The 19,855-nt window shown below is 67.4% G+C and carries 17 protein-coding genes and 2 tRNA genes; 2 read left to right on the top strand and 17 right to left on the bottom strand.

Annotated elements, in window-relative coordinates:
• Positions 1–145: 145 nt before the first annotated feature.
• Positions 146–910 (bottom strand): 23S rRNA (guanosine(2251)-2'-O)-methyltransferase RlmB, encoded by a 765-nt coding sequence (gene rlmB, locus TBU01S_RS07780; protein ID WP_068636066.1) that lies wholly within the window; start codon positions 908–910, stop codon positions 146–148.
• Positions 903–4,061, bottom strand: a complete 3,159-nt coding sequence (gene rnr, locus TBU01S_RS07775; protein ID WP_083953512.1) for a ribonuclease R — start codon at positions 4,059–4,061, stop codon at positions 903–905. The genes rlmB and rnr overlap by 8 nt, the downstream gene beginning before the upstream one ends.
• 39 nt (positions 4,062–4,100) lie before the next feature.
• Here rnr and TBU01S_RS07770 point away from each other — a divergent pair.
• Positions 4,101–4,185: transfer RNA gene (locus TBU01S_RS07770), tRNA-Leu, on the top strand.
• A 164-nt stretch (positions 4,186–4,349) separates the two neighbouring features.
• Positions 4,350–4,434, top strand: a tRNA-Leu gene (locus tag TBU01S_RS07765).
• 185 nt (positions 4,435–4,619) lie between these two features.
• Here the strand turns inward: TBU01S_RS07765 and TBU01S_RS07760 are convergent.
• The 15 genes from TBU01S_RS07760 to rlmN form a co-directional block, all read right to left on the bottom strand.
• Entirely contained in the window at positions 4,620–5,930 is a 1,311-nt protein-coding gene (locus tag TBU01S_RS07760; protein WP_068636065.1) for an adenylosuccinate synthase, read from the bottom strand.
• Between the two features lie 3 nt (positions 5,931–5,933).
• Complete coding sequence (locus TBU01S_RS07755) at positions 5,934–7,094, bottom strand: ATP phosphoribosyltransferase regulatory subunit (protein WP_068636099.1); 1,161 nt, start codon at positions 7,092–7,094, stop codon at positions 5,934–5,936.
• Positions 7,095–7,100: 6 nt separating this feature from the next.
• A complete protein-coding gene (locus TBU01S_RS07750; protein WP_068636064.1) occupies positions 7,101–7,286 on the bottom strand; it encodes a DUF2065 domain-containing protein in 186 nt (61 codons plus the stop codon).
• A 7-nt stretch (positions 7,287–7,293) separates the two neighbouring features.
• Positions 7,294–8,175: a protease modulator HflC gene (gene hflC, locus TBU01S_RS07745; RefSeq protein WP_068636063.1), complete on the bottom strand. Its 882-nt coding sequence runs from the start codon at positions 8,173–8,175 to the stop codon at positions 7,294–7,296.
• On the bottom strand, positions 8,175–9,464 hold the full coding sequence (gene hflK, locus TBU01S_RS07740) for an FtsH protease activity modulator HflK (RefSeq protein WP_068636062.1): 1,290 nt from the start codon (positions 9,462–9,464) through the stop codon (positions 8,175–8,177). The genes hflC and hflK overlap by 1 nt, the downstream gene beginning before the upstream one ends.
• 14 nt (positions 9,465–9,478) lie before the next feature.
• Positions 9,479–10,624, bottom strand: a complete 1,146-nt coding sequence (hflX, locus tag TBU01S_RS07735; RefSeq protein ID WP_068636061.1) for a ribosome rescue GTPase HflX — start codon at positions 10,622–10,624, stop codon at positions 9,479–9,481.
• 51 nt (positions 10,625–10,675) lie between these two features.
• Positions 10,676–10,912: an RNA chaperone Hfq gene (gene hfq / locus TBU01S_RS07730; RefSeq protein WP_004342183.1), complete on the bottom strand. Its 237-nt coding sequence runs from the start codon at positions 10,910–10,912 to the stop codon at positions 10,676–10,678.
• A 115-nt stretch (positions 10,913–11,027) separates the two neighbouring features.
• Positions 11,028–12,356 (bottom strand): ribosome biogenesis GTPase Der, encoded by a 1,329-nt coding sequence (gene der / locus TBU01S_RS07725; protein ID WP_068636060.1) that lies wholly within the window; start codon positions 12,354–12,356, stop codon positions 11,028–11,030.
• 15 nt (positions 12,357–12,371) lie between these two features.
• Complete coding sequence (bamB, locus tag TBU01S_RS07720; RefSeq protein ID WP_068636059.1) at positions 12,372–13,514, bottom strand: outer membrane protein assembly factor BamB; 1,143 nt, start codon at positions 13,512–13,514, stop codon at positions 12,372–12,374.
• Positions 13,515–13,517: 3 nt separating this feature from the next.
• A complete protein-coding gene (locus tag TBU01S_RS07715) occupies positions 13,518–14,162 on the bottom strand; it encodes a YfgM family protein (RefSeq protein WP_174524518.1) in 645 nt (214 codons plus the stop codon).
• Complete coding sequence (hisS, locus tag TBU01S_RS07710) at positions 14,162–15,460, bottom strand: histidine--tRNA ligase (RefSeq protein ID WP_068636057.1); 1,299 nt, start codon at positions 15,458–15,460, stop codon at positions 14,162–14,164. Before hisS ends, TBU01S_RS07715 begins: the two co-directional genes overlap by 1 nt.
• A gap of 96 nt (positions 15,461–15,556) precedes the next feature.
• Complete coding sequence (gene ispG / locus TBU01S_RS07705; protein WP_068636098.1) at positions 15,557–16,816, bottom strand: flavodoxin-dependent (E)-4-hydroxy-3-methylbut-2-enyl-diphosphate synthase; 1,260 nt, start codon at positions 16,814–16,816, stop codon at positions 15,557–15,559.
• A 15-nt stretch (positions 16,817–16,831) separates the two neighbouring features.
• Complete coding sequence (locus tag TBU01S_RS07700; RefSeq protein ID WP_068636056.1) at positions 16,832–17,818, bottom strand: RodZ domain-containing protein; 987 nt, start codon at positions 17,816–17,818, stop codon at positions 16,832–16,834.
• Positions 17,815–18,621 carry a type IV pilus biogenesis/stability protein PilW gene (gene pilW, locus TBU01S_RS07695; protein WP_068636055.1) on the bottom strand — a complete coding sequence of 269 codons (807 nt, stop codon included), beginning with the start codon at positions 18,619–18,621 and terminating at the stop codon, positions 17,815–17,817. The genes TBU01S_RS07700 and pilW overlap by 4 nt, the downstream gene beginning before the upstream one ends.
• Positions 18,618–19,790, bottom strand: a complete 1,173-nt coding sequence (gene rlmN, locus TBU01S_RS07690; RefSeq protein ID WP_068636054.1) for a dual-specificity RNA methyltransferase RlmN — start codon at positions 19,788–19,790, stop codon at positions 18,618–18,620. The genes pilW and rlmN overlap by 4 nt, the downstream gene beginning before the upstream one ends.
• Positions 19,791–19,855 lie beyond the last annotated feature (65 nt).

The raw sequence follows: 19,855 nt of genomic DNA, 5'->3' as shown, positions 1-19,855 counted from the left end.
TACGCCGCCACCGCTCGGCGAGCCGGATGTGGAAGGTGGCGAAACCCATCGACGGCGGCACACGCCGGGGGTGATGAGTTTCGCCCTCGGCTCCGCGCAGCCCGTTCCACCTTCCCGCAGCGCAGACTCCCGCGGCCGCCACCGCTCATCCGCGCTGGCGGCGCGCCTCGAACAGACAGATGCCGCTCGCCACCGACACGTTCAGGCTGTCGACGCTGCCGTGCATCGGAATGCGCGCCAGTTCGTCGCAGGTCTCGCGCGTCAGGCGGCGCAAGCCGTCGCCCTCGGCGCCCAGCACCCAGGCCACGGGTCCTTTCTGGTCGATGTCGTACAGCGACTTCTCCGCCTCGCCGGCGGCACCGACCACCCACACGCCGGCCTCCTGCATCTCGCGCAGCGCGCGCGCCAGATTGGTGACGGTGATGTAGGGCACGGTGTCGGCCGCACCGCTGGCGACCTTGACCGCGGTGGCGTTGAGGCCGACGGCGCGGTCCCTGGGCGCGACCACCGCGTGCGCGCCGGCCGCATCGGCGACGCGCAGGCAGGCGCCGAGGTTGTGCGGGTCCTGCACGCCGTCCAGCACCAGGATCAGCGCGTTCTCCTCCAGGCTGTCGAGCACGTCGGCGAGCTTGATGTCGCGCCGCGTCGCATCGACCTTCGCCACCACGCCCTGGTGCCGGCGGGTGCCGACCATGGCATCGAGCTTGTCGCCTTCGCAATACAGCATGCGGACGCCGGACGCCTCGGCCTGGGCGACGAACTTCTTCACCCGCGCGTCCTTGCGGTCGGCCGACAGATGGACTTCCAGCACCGAGTCCGGCGCATGCCGCAGCTTGGCGGACACGGCATGGAAACCGTAGATCAGCCGGCTGGCGGCGCTGGTGTTCGTGTTTGCGGTCGTCTTAGGCACGGCGTTTTTCCTTCGCGGAGGTCTTGCCGCCAGAACGCGCGGCCGGTTTCGAGGCGCGCGATTCTACCGGCTCGGCAGCAACCGCGGCTTTGGCGGTCTTCGCTGGCTTGGCCGATTTCGCTTTTCCGGCCTTTTCCGCCTTGTCCTTCTTGCCGGTCTTCTTCGCCTTCTTCTCTGCCTTCTCGGTCGATTTGGCCTTGCCGGCCTTGGTCTTCGCCTTCACGGTCTTGGCTTTCTTGCCCTTGTCCGCAGCATCCTTGTCCTTCTTGCCGGCCTTCTCCTTCTTCTCCGCCTTGCCACCCTTGCCGGCGGCAGTCTTGCGCGCCTTGGTGGCCGCAGCCTCTTCGGCAGCCAACTTGATCGCCGCGGCCTCCTGGTCGACCGCCTTCTGCCAGATGTCGTCGAGCACGCTGGCGCCGGCGCGGGTGGCCTTGGCCGGCGCCGGGCGGGCACCCTCCTCGGCTGCAGGAAGCGTCGCTGTTTTCGGGGTAGCGGAAGCACTGGTGCGGGAACGCCGCTTCGGTGCAGCAGCAGGCTTCAGTTCGGGCGCAGCAGCGACTTCAGCCACAGCGGAGGTTTCTGCTGCCTGCGATGCCTCGGCAACGGCCGGCTCGGCAGCGCCGGCTGCCGCAGCTTCGGCCACGGGCTTCGCCTTGCGCGTGCGGGTGCGTCTCACCTTCTCCGGAGGTGCCGCGACTTCGTCCACCGCAGCGTCGGCTGCCGCCGGCTCGGCAACCAGAGCCGCCACGACGGCCTCGGCAGGTGCAACGACGGCAGCAGGCTGGGGTTTTTCGACGGGCAGCGGGCCTTCGATCAGACGGAAATCGATCTTGTTGGTCGCCATGTCGACGCGCACCAGTTGCACCTTGACCCGGTCGGACAGGCGGAACTGCTTGCCGCTGCGCTCGCCGAGCATTGCATGGCGGGTCTCGTCGTAATGGAAGTAGTCGGTGCCGAGCTCCGAGACATGCAGCAGGCCTTCGATGAAGATGTCGTCGAGGGCGACGAACAGGCCGAAAGGCACGACCGCCGATACGCTGCCGATGAAGGTTTCGCCGACGCGATCCTGCATGAAGTAGCACTTCAGGAAGGCGACGACGTCGCGCGTGGCCTCGTCGGCACGACGCTCGGTCGCCGAGCAGTGCAGGCCGATCTGCTCCCAGTCGCCCGGCTTGTACTGCGCGCCCGCCAGCACCGCCTTGATCGCGCGGTGGACCAGCAGATCGGGGTAGCGCCGGATCGGCGACGTGAAGTGGGTATAGCTTTCGTAGGCCAGGCCGAAGTGGCCGACGTTGTCGGGGCTGTACATCGCCTGCTTCAGCGAGCGCAACATCACGGTCTGCAGCAACTGGGCGTCCGGGCGATCCTTGACCTGTGCGAGCAGCGCCGCGTAATCGCCGGCGTGCGGCTCGTCGCCGCCGCCGATGCCCAGGCCGAACTCTTTCAGGAACTCGCGCAGCTTGGCCAGCTTTTCCTCGGACGGCGAGTCATGCACGCGGTACAGCGTCGGATGTTCGTGCTTGGCGAGGAAATCCGATGCGCAGACGTTGGCCGCCAGCATGCACTCCTCGATCAGGCGGTGGGCGTCGTTGCGCACCTCGGGCACGATCTGCGCGATCTTGCCGTTGTCGTCGAAGATCATGCGCGTCTCGGTGGTCTCGAAGTCGATCGCGCCGCGCTTGGCACGCGCTTTCAGCAGCACGCGGAAGAGTTCGTCGAGGTTCTCGAGATGCGGCAGCAGCTTGCCGAGCGCCTTGCGCTCCGCGGCATCCTGCTCGTACAGCGCCGCCGCCACCCGGGTGTAGGTCAGGCGCGCATGCGACCAGATCACCGCCGGATAGAAGCGGTAGGTCTTGATCTCGCCGGTGGCGGAGATGTTCATGTCCGCCACCATCGCCAGGCGCTCGACTTCCGGATTCAGCGAGCACAGGCCGTTGGAGAGCTTCTCCGGCAGCATCGGGATCACCCGACGCGGGAAATAGACCGAGTTGCCGCGATCGTAGGCATCCTTGTCCAGCCCGTTGCCGGCCTCGACGTAGTGCGACACGTCGGCGATCGCCACGATCAGGCGATAGCCCTTGCCCTGGCGCTCGCAATACACCGCGTCGTCGAAGTCCTTGGCGGTCTCGCCGTCGATCGTCACCAGCGGCAGCCTGGTCAGGTCCTCGCGGCCCGCCCAGTCCTTCTTGCGCACGACGGCCGGCAGCTTGCGCGTCTCCGCCTTGGCTTCGGCGGAGAACTCGAACGGCAGGTCGTGCTTGCGCAGCGCGATCTCGATCTCCATGCCGGGGTCGGCGTAGTTGCCGAGCACTTCGACGATGCGGCCGATCGGCTGGGCGAACTTGGTCGGCTGCTCGACCAGTTCGACGGTGACGATCTGGCCGGGCTCCGGCTTCTTGCGCCCGCCGGGTGCGATCAGGATGTCCTGCGCCAGGCGGCGGTTCTCGGGCACCACGATCATCACGCCATGCTCGTTGATGATGCGGCCGACGACGCGGCTGTTGGCGCGCTCCAGCACTTCGACCAGCCGGCCTTCGGGGCGGCCGCGGCGATCCTGGCCGGCGATGCGCGCCAGGATGCGGTCGCCGTGCAGCAGTTCGCGCATCTCCTTCGGGCCGAGGAAGACGTCCGGCCCGCCGTCGTCGCGGCGCAGGAAGCCGAAGCCATCGGGGTGGCCTTCGACGCGGCCCTTGATCAGTTCGGCCTTGTCGGGCAGCAGATAGGCGTCGCGGCGATTGCGCACGACCTGGCCCTCGCGCTCCATCGCACGCAGGCGGCGGTCGAAGTGCTCGCGCTCGAAAGCCTGGATGTCGAGCGCCGTCGCCAGTTCGTCGAAAGGCATCGGTACGCCGCGCTCGGCCAGTACCTGCAGCACGTATTCGCGGCTGGGCAGCGGCTGTTCGTATTTCTGCGCTTCGCGCTCATGGAAAGGATCGGCCAGGCGGATGGGGCTCTGCCGGGCAGCGTTCTGCCGGGCTGCGCTCTTGCGCGCGGCACGGCTGCGGCCGGCCGTCGGTGCGGCAGCATGGCCGCCCGCTTGCGGCCTGGCGGTCGCCGGTCCCTGGGCTGAAGTGTTGCGGGAGCGCGAGCCTGCCGGGGCCGTCGCGCGTGCTTGAGTGTTTCTTGTGGTGTTTTTTGTTCTGCGAGTCATTGACAGTTTTCTTCGAGTGCTTATAATGCGCGTCTTCTTGCCCAGATGGCGGAATTGGTAGACGCACTAGTTTCAGGTACTAGCGCCGCGAGGCGTGGAGGTTCGAGTCCTCTTCTGGGCACCAGTTTCACAGGAAAGCCGCTCTTCGGAGCGGCTTTTTTGTTTTTCTGCCGCGTATTCTTCTGCTTTCCTTTCGAGCGGATGCCCTTCGGCGACAGCTTGCGGAAAAAAGAAAAATGGGGGAAAACCTTTGCAAATGCCGAAGCCTTTGCTATTATGCGCCTCCCTGCCCAGATGGCGGAATTGGTAGACGCACTAGTTTCAGGTACTAGCGCTGCGAGGCGTGGAGGTTCGAGTCCTCTTCTGGGCACCAGCTGCAGGGAAAAGCCGGCTTTCAGTCGGCTTTTTTCGTTTACATCGCCAGCCGTGCCTGCCCAAAAGAAAACGGCACCGCCCGCGCCACGGCCACACAAGGTGGCCGGAGATACGGACAGCGCCGTCTTTCCGGCAGGCAGGCGAAAGCGGCCGTATGGCGCCTTCGCCGCCTGCGGCTTGCGCTCAGGCACCAAACGGATGGCGACGCAGAATCGTTTCGTCGCGCTCGGGGCCGGTCGAGATCACGTCGATCGGAATTTCGCAGATCTCCTCGATGCGGTGCAGGTAGGCACGCGCCTCCTGCGGCAGCGCATCCCAGCTCTGCGCACCGAAGGTGGTGCCGCTCCAACCCTTCATGGTCTCGTAGATCGGCTCGCAGCGCGTCACTTCTTCCGAGCCCATCGGCAGCAGGTCGATGCGCTTGCCGTCCAGCATGTAGCCGGTGCACAGCTTCAGTTCTTCCAGGCCGTCGAGGACGTCGAGCTTGGTGATGCACAGGCCGGTGACGCCGTTGATGATGATCGAGCGCTTCAGCGCGGCCAGATCCAGCCAGCCGCAGCGGCGCTTGCGGCCGGTGACGGTGCCGAATTCGCGGCCCTTGGTCGACATCTGCTCGCCGGGCGCACCCTTGGTGTCGATGTCGAGCTCGGTCGGGAAGGGGCCGCCGCCGACGCGGGTGCAATAAGCCTTGGTGATGCCCAGCACGTAGTGCAGGCGGCTGGGACCGACGCCCGAGCCTGCCGCGGCCTGGCCGGCGACACAGTTGCTCGAGGTGACGAAGGGATAGGTGCCGTGGTCGATGTCGAGCAGGGTGCCCTGCGCGCCTTCGAACAGCAGCGAACCACCCGACTTGTTGATCGCGTACAACTCGGCCGAGACGTCCGCCACCATCGGCAGCAGCTCTTCGGCATCGGCCATCGCTTCGTCGAACACCGTCTGGAAATCGACCGCTTCGGCGCCCAGATGCCGGGTCAGCACGAAGTTGTGATATTCCAGGTTGGACTTCAGCTTGGCGGCGAAGCGCTCGCGGTCGAACAGGTCATAGATGCGCAGCGCGCGGCGGGCGACCTTGTCCTCGTAGGTGGGGCCGATGCCCTTGCCGGTGGTGCCGATCTTGTCGCCGGCGGACTTGGCGGCCTCGCGCGCGCGGTCGAGCGCGCTGTGATAGCCGAGGATCAGCGGGCAGCCCGGGCTGATGCGCAGGCGGTCGCGGACCTCGATGCCGCCGGCTTCCAGCGTGCGGATTTCCGACAGCAGGTGATGGGCGTCGAGCACCACGCCATTGCCGATGAAGCAGGCCACGCCTTCACGCACGATGCCCGAGGGCACGAGGTTCAGCTTGTATTCGGTCTGGCCGATCACCAGCGTGTGGCCGGCGTTGTGGCCGCCCTGGAAGCGGACGACCCCCTTGGCGTGGTCGGTCAGCCAATCGACGATCTTGCCCTTGCCTTCGTCACCCCACTGGGTGCCGACGACGACGACGTTCTTTGCCATTTCTCACTCTCCCTGTAACGGCACGATCGCCCAGCGACCGTCCCGCCTGACCAGTTGCCGGTCGCAACCGGCCTCGTTCCAAGTTCCTTGATGCCCGGGTAATGCCGTGACGACGATCTCGCCGTGCGCACGCAGCGCCGCCACTTCGGCAGCCAGCTCGGCATCATCGCCCACCCAGGGCGCCAGCACCGCGCCCGGATGCGCCAGCGGCGCCGGCAGATGCCACACCAGTTCGCGCAGATCGAGGCTGAAGCCGACCGCCGGCCGCGCGCGGCCGAAGGCCTCGCCGACCCGGTCGTAACGCCCGCCGAGCGCCAGCGCCGCCGGCGACTCGGCGCCATAGGCGGCAAAGACGATGCCGCTGTGATAGTGATAGCCGCGCAGGTCCGACAGGTCGAAGCTGATCGGCAGGTCGGCCAGCACGCCGGCCAGTTGGCGCAGCTCGTCCAGCAGTACCGTGATTTCTTCGTCCCGCGGCAGACAGGCCGCCGCGCGCTCGAGGACTTCCGGCCCGCCATAGAGGTCGGGCAGCGCAAGCAGGGCGGCGCGCACCGGCTCGGCGGCATCGGCCAGCATCGTCCGAAGCGCCGGCACGTCCTTGGCCTGCAGCAGATCGAACAGCTCTTCCTCGCGTCCCGGCACCAGACCGGCGCGGGCCGCCAGCGCATGGAACAGGCCGACGTGGCTGATGTCGATGCGCGAAGCCGGTACTTCGGCCAGGCGCATCACTTCGGCCAGCAGGCGCAGGATCTCGACGTCGGCCTCGATGCCGGCGTGACCGTAGAGCTCGGCGCCGAGCTGCAGCGGCTCGCGCGTCGCCGTCAGCGTCGACGGCAGGGTGTGCAGCACGCTACCGCAGTAGCACAGCCGCGACACGCCGCGATGGTTCAACAGGTGCGCGTCGATGCGGGTGACCTGCGGCGTCATGTCGGCGCGCACGCCCATGGTCCGCCCCGACAACTGGTCGACGAGCTGGAAGGTGCGCAGCTTGAGGTCCTGCCCCGCTCCGGTGGTCAGCGAGTCGAGATATTCGAGCAGCGGCGGCATCACCAGGTGGTAGCCGCGGACGCGGAAGGCGTCGAGCAGCCGGCGGCGCAGCGTTTCGAGCTGGTGGGCTTCGGACGGCAGCGCGTCCTGGATGTGGTCGGGCAATACCCAGCGCATGAGCATTCAGTTCAGGACGAAAAGGAGCAACACACCCCCCAGCATCGAAGTCAGCCCGACGAAGCGGATCTGGCCATCGGCCATGCTGGCGAGGCGCAAAAAAGTTTCGCGCCAGGCGGCTGGCGCGACGAAGGGAAGGATGCCCTCGATGATCAGCATCAGCGCGAAGGCGGTCAACAGGGAGGCGCCCATCAGGGTCTCAATTGCGCTGTGCGCCCCCGATGTCCTTCATGAAGCGGAAGAAATCCGAGCTCGGATCGACCACCATCACGTCATCCTTGCCGGCGAAGCTGGCACGGTAGGCTTCGAGGCTGCGGTAGAAGGCGTAGAAATCCGGGCTCTTGCCGAAGGCCTCGGCATAGATCGCGGTGGCCTTGGCATCGCCTTCACCCTGGAGCTGCTGGGCAGTCCGGTAGGCCTCGGCGATGATGACCTCGCGCTGGCGCTCGGCGTCGGCGCGAATCTTCTCGGCTTCGGCGGCACCCTGGGAGCGCAGTTCGTTCGCCACCCGGGTACGCTCCGCTTCCATGCGGCGGAACACCGATTCCGACACTTCGTTCGGCAGGTCGACCCGCTTCAGGCGCACGTCGACGATCTGCACGCCGATGCTGCGGGCGTCGCGGTCGGCGCGCTCGCGCATCTGGTCCATGATGCGGTCGCGCTCGCCGGACACCACGTCGTGCATGGTGCGGCGGCCGAATTCCTCGCGCAGGCCGGAATTGACCGTCTGCGTCAGGCGGGTGCGCGCACGCGCCTCGTCGCCGGCCACCGACTCGTAGTAGAGCCGTGGATCGACGATGCGCCACTTGACGAAGTGATCCACCAGCACGTTCATCTTCTCGGAAGTGATGAAGCGCTCGGGCTCGGGCGTGTCCAGGGTCAGGATGCGCTTGTCGAAATAGCGCACGTTCTGGATCAGCGGCAGCTTGAAGTTGAGGCCGGGCTCGGAGATGACCTCCTTGACTTCGCCCAGCTGGAACACGATCGCATACTGGCGCTGGTCGACAGTGAACAGCGACGCCGAGGCGATCACAATGGCGACCAGAATAATGCCGCCGATCAGAGACAGCTTGTCACGCATCAACGTTCTCCCCGCTCACGGCTGCGCATCAGGTCGCGGCTGTTGCGCGGATCCGATGCCAGCGTGGATGCACTCGATCCGGCCGCCGACTGGGCGGGCGCGGCTCCCGCAGCCGGCCGCGACGCGGCGCCGGCCTGCTGCATCAGCTTGTCGAGCGGCAGCATCAGCAGATTGCCGTTGCCCTTCGCATCGATCATCACCTTGGACGTGTTGGACATCACCTGCTGCATGGTCTCGATGTACAGGCGTTCGCGCGTCACGTCGGGCGCACGCTGGTACTCGGTGAACACCTGGTCGAAGCGGCTCGCCTCACCTTCGGCGTTGGCGACGACACGCTCGCGGTAGGCGTTCGCTTCCTCGATCAGGCGCGACGCGGCACCGCGTGCCCGCGGGATGACGTCGTTGGCATAGGCCTCGCCTTCGTTCTTCTGCCGCTCGCGGTCCTGGCCGGCCTTCACCGCATCGTCGAACGCGGCCTGCACCTGCTCGGGCGGCTGGGCGTTCTGCATCGTCACGCGGCTGATCTGGATGCCGGTCTGGTAGCGATCGAGGATGCGCTGCATCAGTTCGTGCGCGGTCGCGGCGATCTCCTCGCGCCCTTCGTAGAGCACGAAGTCCATGCGGCTCTTGCCGACGATCTCGCGCATCGCGGTTTCGGCCACCTGCGCCACCGACTCGTCCGGATAGCGGTTGTTGAAGATGTAGTTCTCCGGGCTGTTCAGCACGTACTGCACCGCGAACTGGATGTTGATGATGTTCTCGTCGTCGGTCAGCATCAGCGACTCGCGCAGCACCTTGTTGCGCTCTGAGCCGCGGTAGCCCACTTCGACGGTACGCACGCCGGTCAGGTCGACGATCTCGTGCGATTCGAACGGATACGGCAGGCGCCAGCGCAGACCGGGCTCGGTGGTCTGGACGTACTCGCCCAGCCGCAGCACCACGCCGCGCTGGTTCGCGTCGACGGTGTAGAAGCCGCTCGCGGCCCACACCACGGCGACGAGCGCGACAAGCGCACCCAGGCCGCCGCCGAACTGCTTGAACGAGAACTCGGGCAGTTGCGGCCTGCCGCCGCCACCGCCGCCCGACGAGCCGCGGTTCTGCCGCTTGCCGCCGAACATGCCGGACAGGCGCTGGTTGAAGTCGCGCCAAACCTCCTCGAGGTCGGGCGGCCCCTGATTGCCGCCACGGTTGTCGTTACCGCCGCGATTGTCGTTGCCGCGCCGCCCATCGTCGCGGTCGCGATCATCGTCGCCGCCCTGGCCGCCCCAGCGGGGGTCGTTAAGTGACATGAGAATGCCCGTAATCACGATTGAATAGGAAGCTCTTCCACCGTACCGGACTCCCGGTCGGCATCTTCATGAAAGGCCTGCTGAGCCACTTCCGCGAGCACTTCGCGAAGCAGATCAAGACCTTCGCCCGTTCTGGCGCTCAAAAAAACGCGCCGAATGTTACCACAGTCACTCCGTTCGACCGCCGGCACGGCATGCGTGAGGTCGATCTTGTTCCAGATCAGCACCTGCGGCACGTCGGCCGCGCCGATCCCGGCAAGGACCTCATTCACCGCAGCGATCTGCGCATCGCGATCCTCGCTTGCCGAATCGACGACGTGCAGCAGCAGGTCGGCCTGCACCGTTTCCTCGAGCGTCGCGCGGAACGCGGCGACGAGGGCGTGAGGCAGGTCGCGGATGAAACCGACGGTGTCCGACAGCACCACGTTCGCACCGCCGACGTAGAGCCGGCGCGAGGTGGTGTCGAGCGTGGCGAAGAGCTGGTCGGCCGCATAGGCGCCCGCCTTCGTCAGTGCATTGAACAGCGTCGACTTGCCCGCATTGGTGTAACCGACCAGAGAGACAGACAGCACCTCCCGGCGTTCCCGGGCGCGGCGGCGAACCTTGCGCTGCTTCTCGATCTGGGCCAGGCGCGACTTCAGCATCTTGACCCGATGGCCGAGCAGGCGGCGGTCGGTTTCGAGCTGCTTCTCGCCGGGGCCGCGCAGGCCGATGCCGCCTTTCTGCCGTTCGAGGTGGGTCCAGCCCCGCACCAGCCGGGTGGACAGGTGCTCGAGCTGGGCCAGTTCGACCTGCAGCTTGCCTTCATGGCTGCGCGCGCGCTGGGCGAAGATGTCGAGGATCAGCGCCGTGCGGTCGATGACCATGCACTGCAGTTCGCGCTCGAGGTTGCGCTGCTGGCCGGGCGACAGCGCGTGGTTGAAGATCACGATGTCGGCCGAATGCGCGCGCAGCGCTTCGCCGATCTCCTGCACCTTGCCGCTGCCGGCGAACAGCTTCGGATCGGGCGCCTGGCGCCGGCCCTGGACCACGGCCTCGATCGATGCGCCCGCGCTGCCGACCAGCAGCTTCAGTTCGGACAGGCGTTCGTCGATGAGCCCCTGGCCGAGGTCGAGCTGGACGAGGACGGCGCGCTCTCCCGCTGCGGGGCGCTCAAACATGGGCGCTCCCGGCAGCCGCTCGCGCGCGGCTGCGAACGATGGCTACGATGCTCAGTTGCCTTCTTCCTGCTGCTGGATGACGACCGGACGGGCCGGCACGACGGTGGAGATGGCGTGCTTGTAGACCATCTGGGTGACGGTGTTCTTCAGCAGCACGACGTACTGGTCGAAGGACTCGACCTGGCCCTGCAGCTTGATGCCGTTGACCAGGTAGATCGACACCGGGATGTGTTCCCGGCGCAGCGTGTTCAGGAACGGGTCTTGTAGAAGTTGCCCTTTGTTGCTCATGTATGAACCTCTTTATTTTCTGTTTGTAAGAATGTAATGGATTTGATGCTGCACCGCCACATGGCAGTATGCATCGAAATCCGGGTGTGGAAACAGGTTCTCGTCGTCCACGCGCTCAGTCCCGTGCAGCGTACGGATTGTGCGTGGTGCGGAACTGGATGCGCAAGGGCGTGCCCTGCAGCTTGAAAGCCTCCATGAAGCAGCGTTCCAGGTAGCGCACGTAGGAGGCGGGAATGGCCTCCAGCGCGGTACCGTGGATCACGATCACCGGCGGGTTCATGCCGCCCTGGTGCGCATAGCGCATCTTCGGCCGCGACAGGCCGTGGCGCGGCGGCGCCTGGCGGGCCACGGCCTGCTGCAGCGTGCGCGTCAACCGCGGCGTCGACAGGTTCGAGGTCGCCGCCGCATAGGCGGCATCGACCGACTTCAGCAGGCCGCCGATGCCCTGCGACTTGAGCGCCGAGATCTGGTGGAAACGGGCAAAGCCCAGGAAGGCCAGCTTGCGCGCGATGTCCGCCTTCAGGCGGTCGCGCTGGTAGTCGTCGACCGCATCCCACTTGTTGATGCCGACCACCAGCGCGCGCCCGGCGTCGAGTGCGAAGCCGGCGATGTGCGCATCCTGGTCGGAGATGTCCTGCGCGGCGTCGAGCACGAGGACGATCACGTTCGCCTCCTGGATCGCCTGCAGGGTCTTGATCACCGAGAACTTCTCGACCGCTTCGAAGACCTTGCCGCGGCGGCGCAGGCCGGCGGTGTCGATCAGGGTATAGCGCCTGCCGCCGCGCTCGAACGGAATCGCGATGGCATCGCGCGTGGTGCCCGGCAGGTCGAAGGCGATCACCCGCTCCTCGCCGAGCAGGGTGTTGACCAGGGTCGATTTGCCGACGTTGGGACGGCCGACGATCGCGACCTTGGGGCCGCTGTCTTCTGCAGCCTCCGCTTCGTCTTCGAGCGTAAACGGCGCCAGCACGATCTCGACGAGCTGCTTGACGCCGTCGCCGTGCGCCGCCGACACCGGCAGCGGATCGCCCAGGCCGAGGGCATGGAAATCGGCGGCGACGATCGCGCGGTCCAGGCCTTCGGCCTTGTTGACCACCAGATGCACCGGCCGGCCGGCACGGCGCAGGCGGGCGGCGATCTGCTCGTCGTGCGGCGTGCGGCCGGCGCGGCCATCGACGAGGAACAGCAGCACGTCGGCTTCGGCGATGGCCTGCTCGGCCTGCCGGGCCATCTCGTGCATGATGCCGTCCTTGGCGACAGGATCGAAGCCGGCGGTATCGACGACCAGGTAGTCGCGCTCCCCGACCCGGCCGACGCCGTAATGACGGTCGCGCGTCAGGCCCGGCTGGTCCGCCACCAGGGCATCGCGCGTGCGCGTGAGCCGATTGAACAGGGTCGACTTGCCGACGTTGGGCCGGCCGACCAGAACGATGGTAGGTTTCACTTCAGGGCGCCCGCCTCAACGCAGTTCATAGGCCGCGACCGTGCCGTCGCGCCCCTGCACGATGAAGCCGCGCCCGTAGGGCCGCGGCGCCGCCGACAAGGGGCCGTCGCCGGCGCGGCTGCGCGCGGAGAAGGCGCCCGTGTCGCGGTCCAGCGCGTGGACATAGCCCTCGATGTCGCCGACGACGATGTGGTCGCCGACGATCAGCGGCCGCGACACCGCGCGCCGCGCCAGCGCATCCTGCTTCCACACGCTGGCGCCGCTATAGACGTCGAGCGCATGCACTGCATCGCGGTCGTCGGTGGCAACGGCAAAGCGCGCATCGCGGTCCATGCCGACGCTGCTCGAAAAGTCGCGCGCCCACAGCGCATTGCCGTTGCTGGTGTCGAAGCAGACCATGCGCCCCTGGTAGGTCACCGCGCACACTTCGCGGCGGCCCGCGACCGGCGTGCCGGCGACGTCGGCGACGCGCTCGAGCTCGGTGGAGCCCCTCGGATTCGCCACCGACAGCTCGGTGATCGCACCGCCGTTGACCGCGTTGATCACGACCAGCTTGCCGCCCGGAAAGCCGGCGAGCACGACGTTGCCTTCGAGCACGACACCCGAGAAGTTGCGCAGCGCCAGCGGCGGATTGGCGCGCTGGTAGATCCAGCGCCGACTGCCGTCGCGTGCGTTCAATGCGATCAGGCGGTTGTCCGAGGCACGCAGCACGACCAGATCGCCATCGACCGCCGGCTGCGCCAGCACTTCGGCGCCGATGTTCGAACGCCAGCGCTCGCTGCCGCTGTCGGCATCGTAGGCAATCGCGACGCCGCTCGCGGTAACCACCACGGCAAGGCTGCGGTTGGCGCCGACGCCTGCGGACAGCCGGGTGTCGGCATCCACCCGCCACACCGCGCGACCGCCTTCGAAACGGGCGACGTCGCCGTCCTCGCCGGCGGCATAGACGCTGTCGCCGACCACCGCGGGCTCGAACAGATAGGGGCCGGCTTCACCGATGTCGGCACGCCACAGCTGGATCAGCTCGGCAGTGGGTTTGAACTCGGCCAGCGGTGCCGGCTTCGGCTTGTCGCTGGCGAAGGGGTTGAGGGACGAGCAGCCGGCAGCCAGCACGGCTGCTGCGACGAGCGGTATGAGACGCAGGGAAGCGAGCTTCATCGGTCAGCCTTCCAGGGATTCGAGTTTCACCCGCACCACTTCGCGCAGGGTCACGGCCTGCTCGCCTTCGCGGGCGAGCGCGTCGATCGCGGCCTGATAGGCATTGCGGGCCTCCGCCGCCTTGCCTTGCGCGGCGAGCACGTCGCCGCGCAGGTCGGAGAAGCGCGCGGCATACGCCTCCACCGGCGCCGCCTGCAGGCGGGCCAGCGCAGCGTCGAATTCGCCCTTCTGCAGCAGCACCGTGGCCAGGCGCAGACGGGCCAGATCGCGCAATGCCGGATCCTGGCCCTTGTCCACCGCCCATTCGAGCTGCGCCTGCGCATTGTCCAGCTCGCCGGCCCTGAACTGGGTGCCTGCCGACAACAGCGCCCCCAGTTGCGCGTAAGTCGTGCCCGGGTAGTCGCCGATCAGGCGGCCGGCGGCGTCGCGCGCCTGCTGCGCCTCATTGCCGTCCGCCGCCTTCTGCACGGCGTGGTACAGCGCGCCGGCCTCGGCGGCATTGCGGTTCTGGTACCACTGCCAGCCCTGCCAGCCAACCGACGCCAGCGCTACGAGCGCCGCGATCGTCGCCACCAGATTGCCGTACTGCGCCCACCAGGCTTTCAGCTCGGAAATCTGTTCCTGTTCCTCGAGATCATATACCGCCATCATTCAGCCCCTTCTTCGTCATCACCGCCATACAGCAGCTGCGCCATCGCCTCGGGCAGCGCATCGAGCGCCACGCGCTGCTGCGCACCCGGGCCGCGCATCGGCTTCAGGCCCACTTCGCCCGCGGCGGCTTCATCTTCGCCGATCACCAGCGCCACCGGCGCGCCGCTGGCATCGGCCTTCTTCATCTGCGACTTGAAGCTGCCGCCGCCGCAATGCAGGATCGCGGCAAAGCCATGCGCACGCAAGGCCTCGGCGGCGCGGAAAGCCAGCCGTGCCGCGGCATCGCCCATATGCACGACATAGGCATCGACCACCGGCCGCTCGGCCTCGCCGCCGCAATCCTTCCACAGCAGCAGCAGGCGCTCGATACCGATGGCGAAACCGGCCGCCGGCTGGGGCTTGCCGCCGAGCTGTTCGACCAGGCCGTCGTAGCGCCCGCCGGCGCAGATCGTACCCTGCGCGCCCAGCCGCGTCGTCACCCACTCGAACACCGTGCGGTTGTAGTAGTCGAGGCCGCGCACTAGGCGATGATTGATGCGGAACGGAATGCCGGCATCCTTCAGGAAGATCTGCACCGCCTCGAAATGCGCCTTCGACTCCTCGCCGAGGTAGTCCGCCAGCCTGGGCGCGGCTTCGACGATCGGCTGCAGATCCGGGTTCTTGGTGTCGAGGATGCGCAGCGGGTTGGTGTAAAGGCGCCGCTTGCCGTCCTCGTCCAGCTTGTCCTGGTACTGCTCCAGGTAGGCGATCAGCGCGGCACGATGCCGGGCACGCTCTTCCGGCGCACCCAGCGAATTGATCTCGAGGGCGACGTCCTCGAGGCCGAGATCTTCCCACAGCCGGGCGCACATCAGGATCAGTTCGGCATCGGTTTCCGCGCCGGCGAAGCCCAGCGCCTCGACGCCGATCTGGTGGAACTGGCGGTAGCGCCCTTTCTGCGGGCGCTCGTGGCGGAACATCGGGCCGTAATAGTACAGCCGCTGGGGGCCGCCCGAGGCGACGAGATTGTGCTGGATCGCCGCACGCACGCAGGAGGCCGTGCCTTCGGGGCGCAGCGTCAGGTGCTCGCCGTTCAGCGCGTCCTCGAAGGAATACATCTCCTTCTCGACGATGTCGGTCACTTCGCCGATGGCACGCTTGAACAGCGGCGTGGGTTCGACGATGGGCATGCGGATCGGACGATAGCCGTAGCTTTGCAGCCAGTCGCGCACGATGTCTTCGAAGTATTCCCAGGTTTCGGCGTCGTCGGGCAGGATGTCGTTCATCCCGCGCACGGCTTGCAGGGTCTGGCTCATGAGTGCTTGGTCTTGTTGGTGTCGCCCGGAGGCGTTGTCGTTGCTGGCTGGGTTCGGGAGATTATCCGACGCCCGGCCGTGCCGGGCGCCGCAGGTTCAGGCACCCTTCTTCACGTAATGGGTGAGCACGTAGTCATCGACGATGGCCTTGAATTCGGCGGCGATGTTGTCGCCGCGCAGCGTGACGGCCTTCTGGCCGTCGATATAGACCGGCGCGGCCGGCGATTCGCCGGTGCCGGGCAGCGAAATGCCGATGTTGGCATGCTTGGACTCGCCCGGCCCATTGACCACGCAGCCCATCACCGCCAGCGTCATGTTCTCGACGCCATCGTACTGCTCCCGCCACACCGGCATCTGCGCCCGCACGTAGTCCTGGATGCCGGACGCCAGCTCCTGGAAGAAAGTGCTGGTGGTGCGGCCGCAGCCCGGGCAGGCCGTGACCATCGGCGTGAACGCGCGCAGGCCCATGGTCTGCAGGATCTCCTGCGCGACCACGACTTCCTGCGTGCGGCTGCCGCCGGGTTCCGGCGTCAGCGAGATGCGGATGGTGTCGCCGATGCCTTCCTGCAGCAGCACCGACAACGCCGCGGTCGACGCGACGATGCCCTTGCTGCCCATGCCAGCCTCGGTCAGCCCCAGGTGCAGCGCATAGTCGCTGCGGCGGGCGAGATCGCGATAGACGCCGATCAGGTCCTGCACGCTCGAGACCTTGGCCGACAGGATGATACGGTCGCCGGCCAGGCCGTATTCCTCGGCCTTGGCAGCGGATTCGAGCGCCGACACCACCAGCGCCTCGCGCATCACCGCGCCGGCGTCGCTCGGCTCGGCACGGCGGGCGTTCTCGTCCATGATCCGCGCCAGCACCGACTGGTCGAGGCTGCCCCAGTTGACGCCGATCCGCACCGGCTTGTCGTAGCGGCAGGCAAGCTCGACGATGGCGGCGAACTGCGGATCGCGCTTGGCGCCGGCACCGACGTTGCCGGGGTTGATGCGGAACTTGGCCAGCGCCTCGGCACAGGCCGGGAAATCGGTCAGCAACTTGTGGCCGTTGTAGTGGAAGTCGCCGACCAGCGGCACGTCCATGTTCAGCGCCAGCAGGCGGTCGCGGATGTGGGGCACGGCCCTGGCCGCGGCTTCGTTGTTCACCGTGATCCGGACCAGTTCCGAACCGGCCCGCGCCAGTTCGGCGACCTGCATCGCGGTGCCGAGCACATCCGCGGTATCGGTATTGGTCATGGACTGCACCACCACCGGCGCGTCGCCGCCGACGCGCACGCGGCCGATCGCCACCTGGCGCGTCGGATGCCGGCCACGTGGCCCGGCAGCGAATGAGAAGGACTTATCGTCTTGGATCATGTTGATCGGCATCGTTTACTGGACGGTGAGGCGCGCCACCGAAACCTTGGTGTGGGCAGCCAGGTCTACCGGCTTGCCATCGAATTCGAGGCTCACGTTTGCCGCATTGCCGACGACGAGCGCGAACGGCGGCCTGCCCTGGACGTTGCGCGTGGCACCGGCACGATTGATGCCCGAATAGACGATGCTTCCGCTGGCATCACGCACTTCGATCCAGGACTCGCCGTTGAAGCGGAAAGCGAGTACCCCGTTGCCGGCCGAAGGCGCGGGAGCCGGCTCGGCGCCGGCCGAGCCGGCTTCGGCAGCACCGGAATCGGTCTGGGCCACGCTCGCGTCCGCACCGCCTTCAGCTGGCGGAACGGGCTCCGACGGCGCTGCATCGGCGGCCGAAGAGTCGGTCGCCGGGACGCCGGCCACCGGGGCCTCGCTCGCCACGGCAGGAGCCGGCTCGGCCGCTGCCGGCGGCATGACGGCCTGCGGTGTCATCGTTGCAGGCGGCGGCGCCGGCTCGACGCGGACACCGCCCATCACCGGCGCTTCGAGCGTGGCCTCGGCGGTCGAGGGCTCGGTCTGGAACCAGTCGAAGTACCAGCCGACCAGCACCATCAGCAGCAGTGCGAGCACGATCCCGCCGATCGGCGCCGTGCGCGCTTTCGAACCGCTGCCGTTCGGCATTTCCCCTTCGGCGTTGCGGATCGGCGTCAGATCGACCGCGGCGCCACCGCTCAGGCGCTGCACCTCATCCAGCAGCGGCGCGGGATCGAGCCCGAGGTAGCGCGCATAGTTGCGCATGAAGCCGCGCACGAAGGCCATGCCCGGCAGCGCGGCGAAGTCGTCCGACTCCAGCGCCACGACCTGGCGCGGATTCAGCTTCAGCGCGAACGCGGCCTCGCTCACCGACTCGCCGCGCTGCTCACGTGCCTGGCGCAAACGGGCGCCGGGAGAGATCGCGGCGGACTCGGCCTCCGGCGTAGCGGAAGCTTGGGATTGAATGCTGCTCACTCGTACTTCCCTTGCGTCATCTTCTGGTATTCCTCGGACGAACCGAAGCGGCTCTCGAGCTGCGCGGCATAGCTGGCCTCGGCATCCCGGTTGCCCAGGCGGCGTTCCGCGCGCAGGCCGAGCCAGACCGAGGCCGCGGTCGGATTGATTTGCCGATGCAGGCGGATCAGGAAGGCACTGGCCTGATCGTAGCGCCCGCCACGATAGGCGATGTCCGCCAGCTGGTACAGCGCCTGGTTGTTCGACGGGTCGGCCTGCACGGCGGCGAGAAACTGGGTTTCGGCCGCGGCAAGGTCGCCGAGCCGCAGGTGGCACAGCCCCGCATTGGTGTAGGGACGCGTCGCATGCCGGTAATAGGGATTGCGGGCCGCCTGGGCGAGCCGCTCCAGTCCGCGCACCTCCTCGCCCTGGGTGCACAGGAACCAGCCATAGCTGTTGTTGAACTCGGGATCGCCCGGCGCATGGCGCAGCGCCAGCTCGAAATTCTGCCGCGCCAGACCGTTCTCCTCGATCATCATGTAGGCCAGCCCGAGCAGATGGTAGGCAGGCGCATAGCCGGGACTGTCGTTGAGCGCGATGCGCGCTTCGTCCAGCGCCACGTCGTTGCGCCCGATCTCGAAGTAGGCCATGCCGAGATCGACATGCACGCGGGCACGGGTTTCGGCCGGCGTCGAAGGCGATGTGTCGGACATCGGCCGGCTGACCGCCGCATCGCCCGCCCCCCGCGTCCCGGGCGCCGTGGCGCAGCCCGCGGCGAGCATGGCTGCAAGCAGCGCACCGGCCAGCGCAAGGTTTTGCTTCATGAACGTCCCTCCGTTGCCTGCTTCAGGCGCACCGTGCGCCGGGTCCGGTCCTGGACCTGTCCGGCAAGCTGCCCACAGGCCGCATCCACGTCGTCGCCGCGCGTCTTGCGCGTGGTGGTGACGATGCCGGCGTCGATCAGGATAGCGGCAAAGCGGCGGATGCGTTCCGCCGGCGAGCGCAGGAAACCCGAATTCGGAAAGGGATTGAACGGAATCAGGTTGAACTTGCACGGCGTGTCGCGCACCAGCGCGACGAGTTCGCGCGCATGGGCCTCGCTGTCGTTGACGCCGTCGAGCATCACGTACTCGAAAGTGACGAAGTCGCGCGGCGCCCGCTCCAGATAGCGCTGGCAGGCGGCCATCAGCTCGCGCAAGGGGTATTTCTGGTTGATCGGCACCAGCCGGTCGCGCAAGGCATCGTTGGAGGCATGCAGCGACACTGCCAGCGCCACCGGGCATTCGTCGCGCAGCCGGTCCATCGCCGGCACGATGCCGGAGGTCGATACCGTGACGCGGCGGCGCGACAGGCCGTAGGCATGGTCGTCGAGCATCAGGCGCAAGGCGGTGACGACGTTGTCGAAGTTGGCCAGCGGCTCGCCCATGCCCATCATCACCACGTTGCTGATGATGCGGCCGTTGTCCTTCTCGCCGGCTTCGAGGTCCTGCCCCCCGACCTGCCCCTCGTCCCGCGCCGCGCCGAGCAAGGTGTTGGCCAGCCACAGCTGGCCGATGATCTCGGCCGCCGACAGGTTGCGGTTGAAGCCCTGCTTGCCGGTCGAACAGAAAGCGCAGTCGAGCGCGCAGCCGGCCTGCGAGGACACGCACAGCGTGCCGCGGTGGGTTTCAGGGATGAACACGGTCTCGACCGCGTTGGCATTGCCGACGTCGAGCAGCCACTTGCGCGTGCCGTCGGCCGACACCGAGTCGCGCACCGGCACCGGCGGCGCGATCACCGCCGACTCCTTGAGCCTGGCGCGCAAGGCCTTGGCGACGTCGGTCATCGCGTCGAAGTCGGCGCAGCCTTCGCGATGCATCCAGCGCATCACCTGGCGGGCGCGGAACGGCTTCTCGCCCAGCCCGGCGAACCAGGCGACGAGACCGTCGACGTCGAAATCGAGCAGATTGACCGGCTTGGATATCGGCCGGGATGGCGGCTTGGAAATGCTCATGCCTGAAACTTCAGTCCTGTAATGCAAACGGCCCGACCACGCCGCGCGCGGCGCCTGAGCACCGC

The sequence above is a fragment of the Thauera butanivorans NBRC 103042 genome (assembly GCF_001591165.1).
Lineage (GTDB): Bacteria > Pseudomonadota > Gammaproteobacteria > Burkholderiales > Rhodocyclaceae > Thauera > Thauera butanivorans.
Note: the sequence above shows the minus strand (reverse complement) of the source record. Positions and strands in the feature narration are given on the sequence as shown.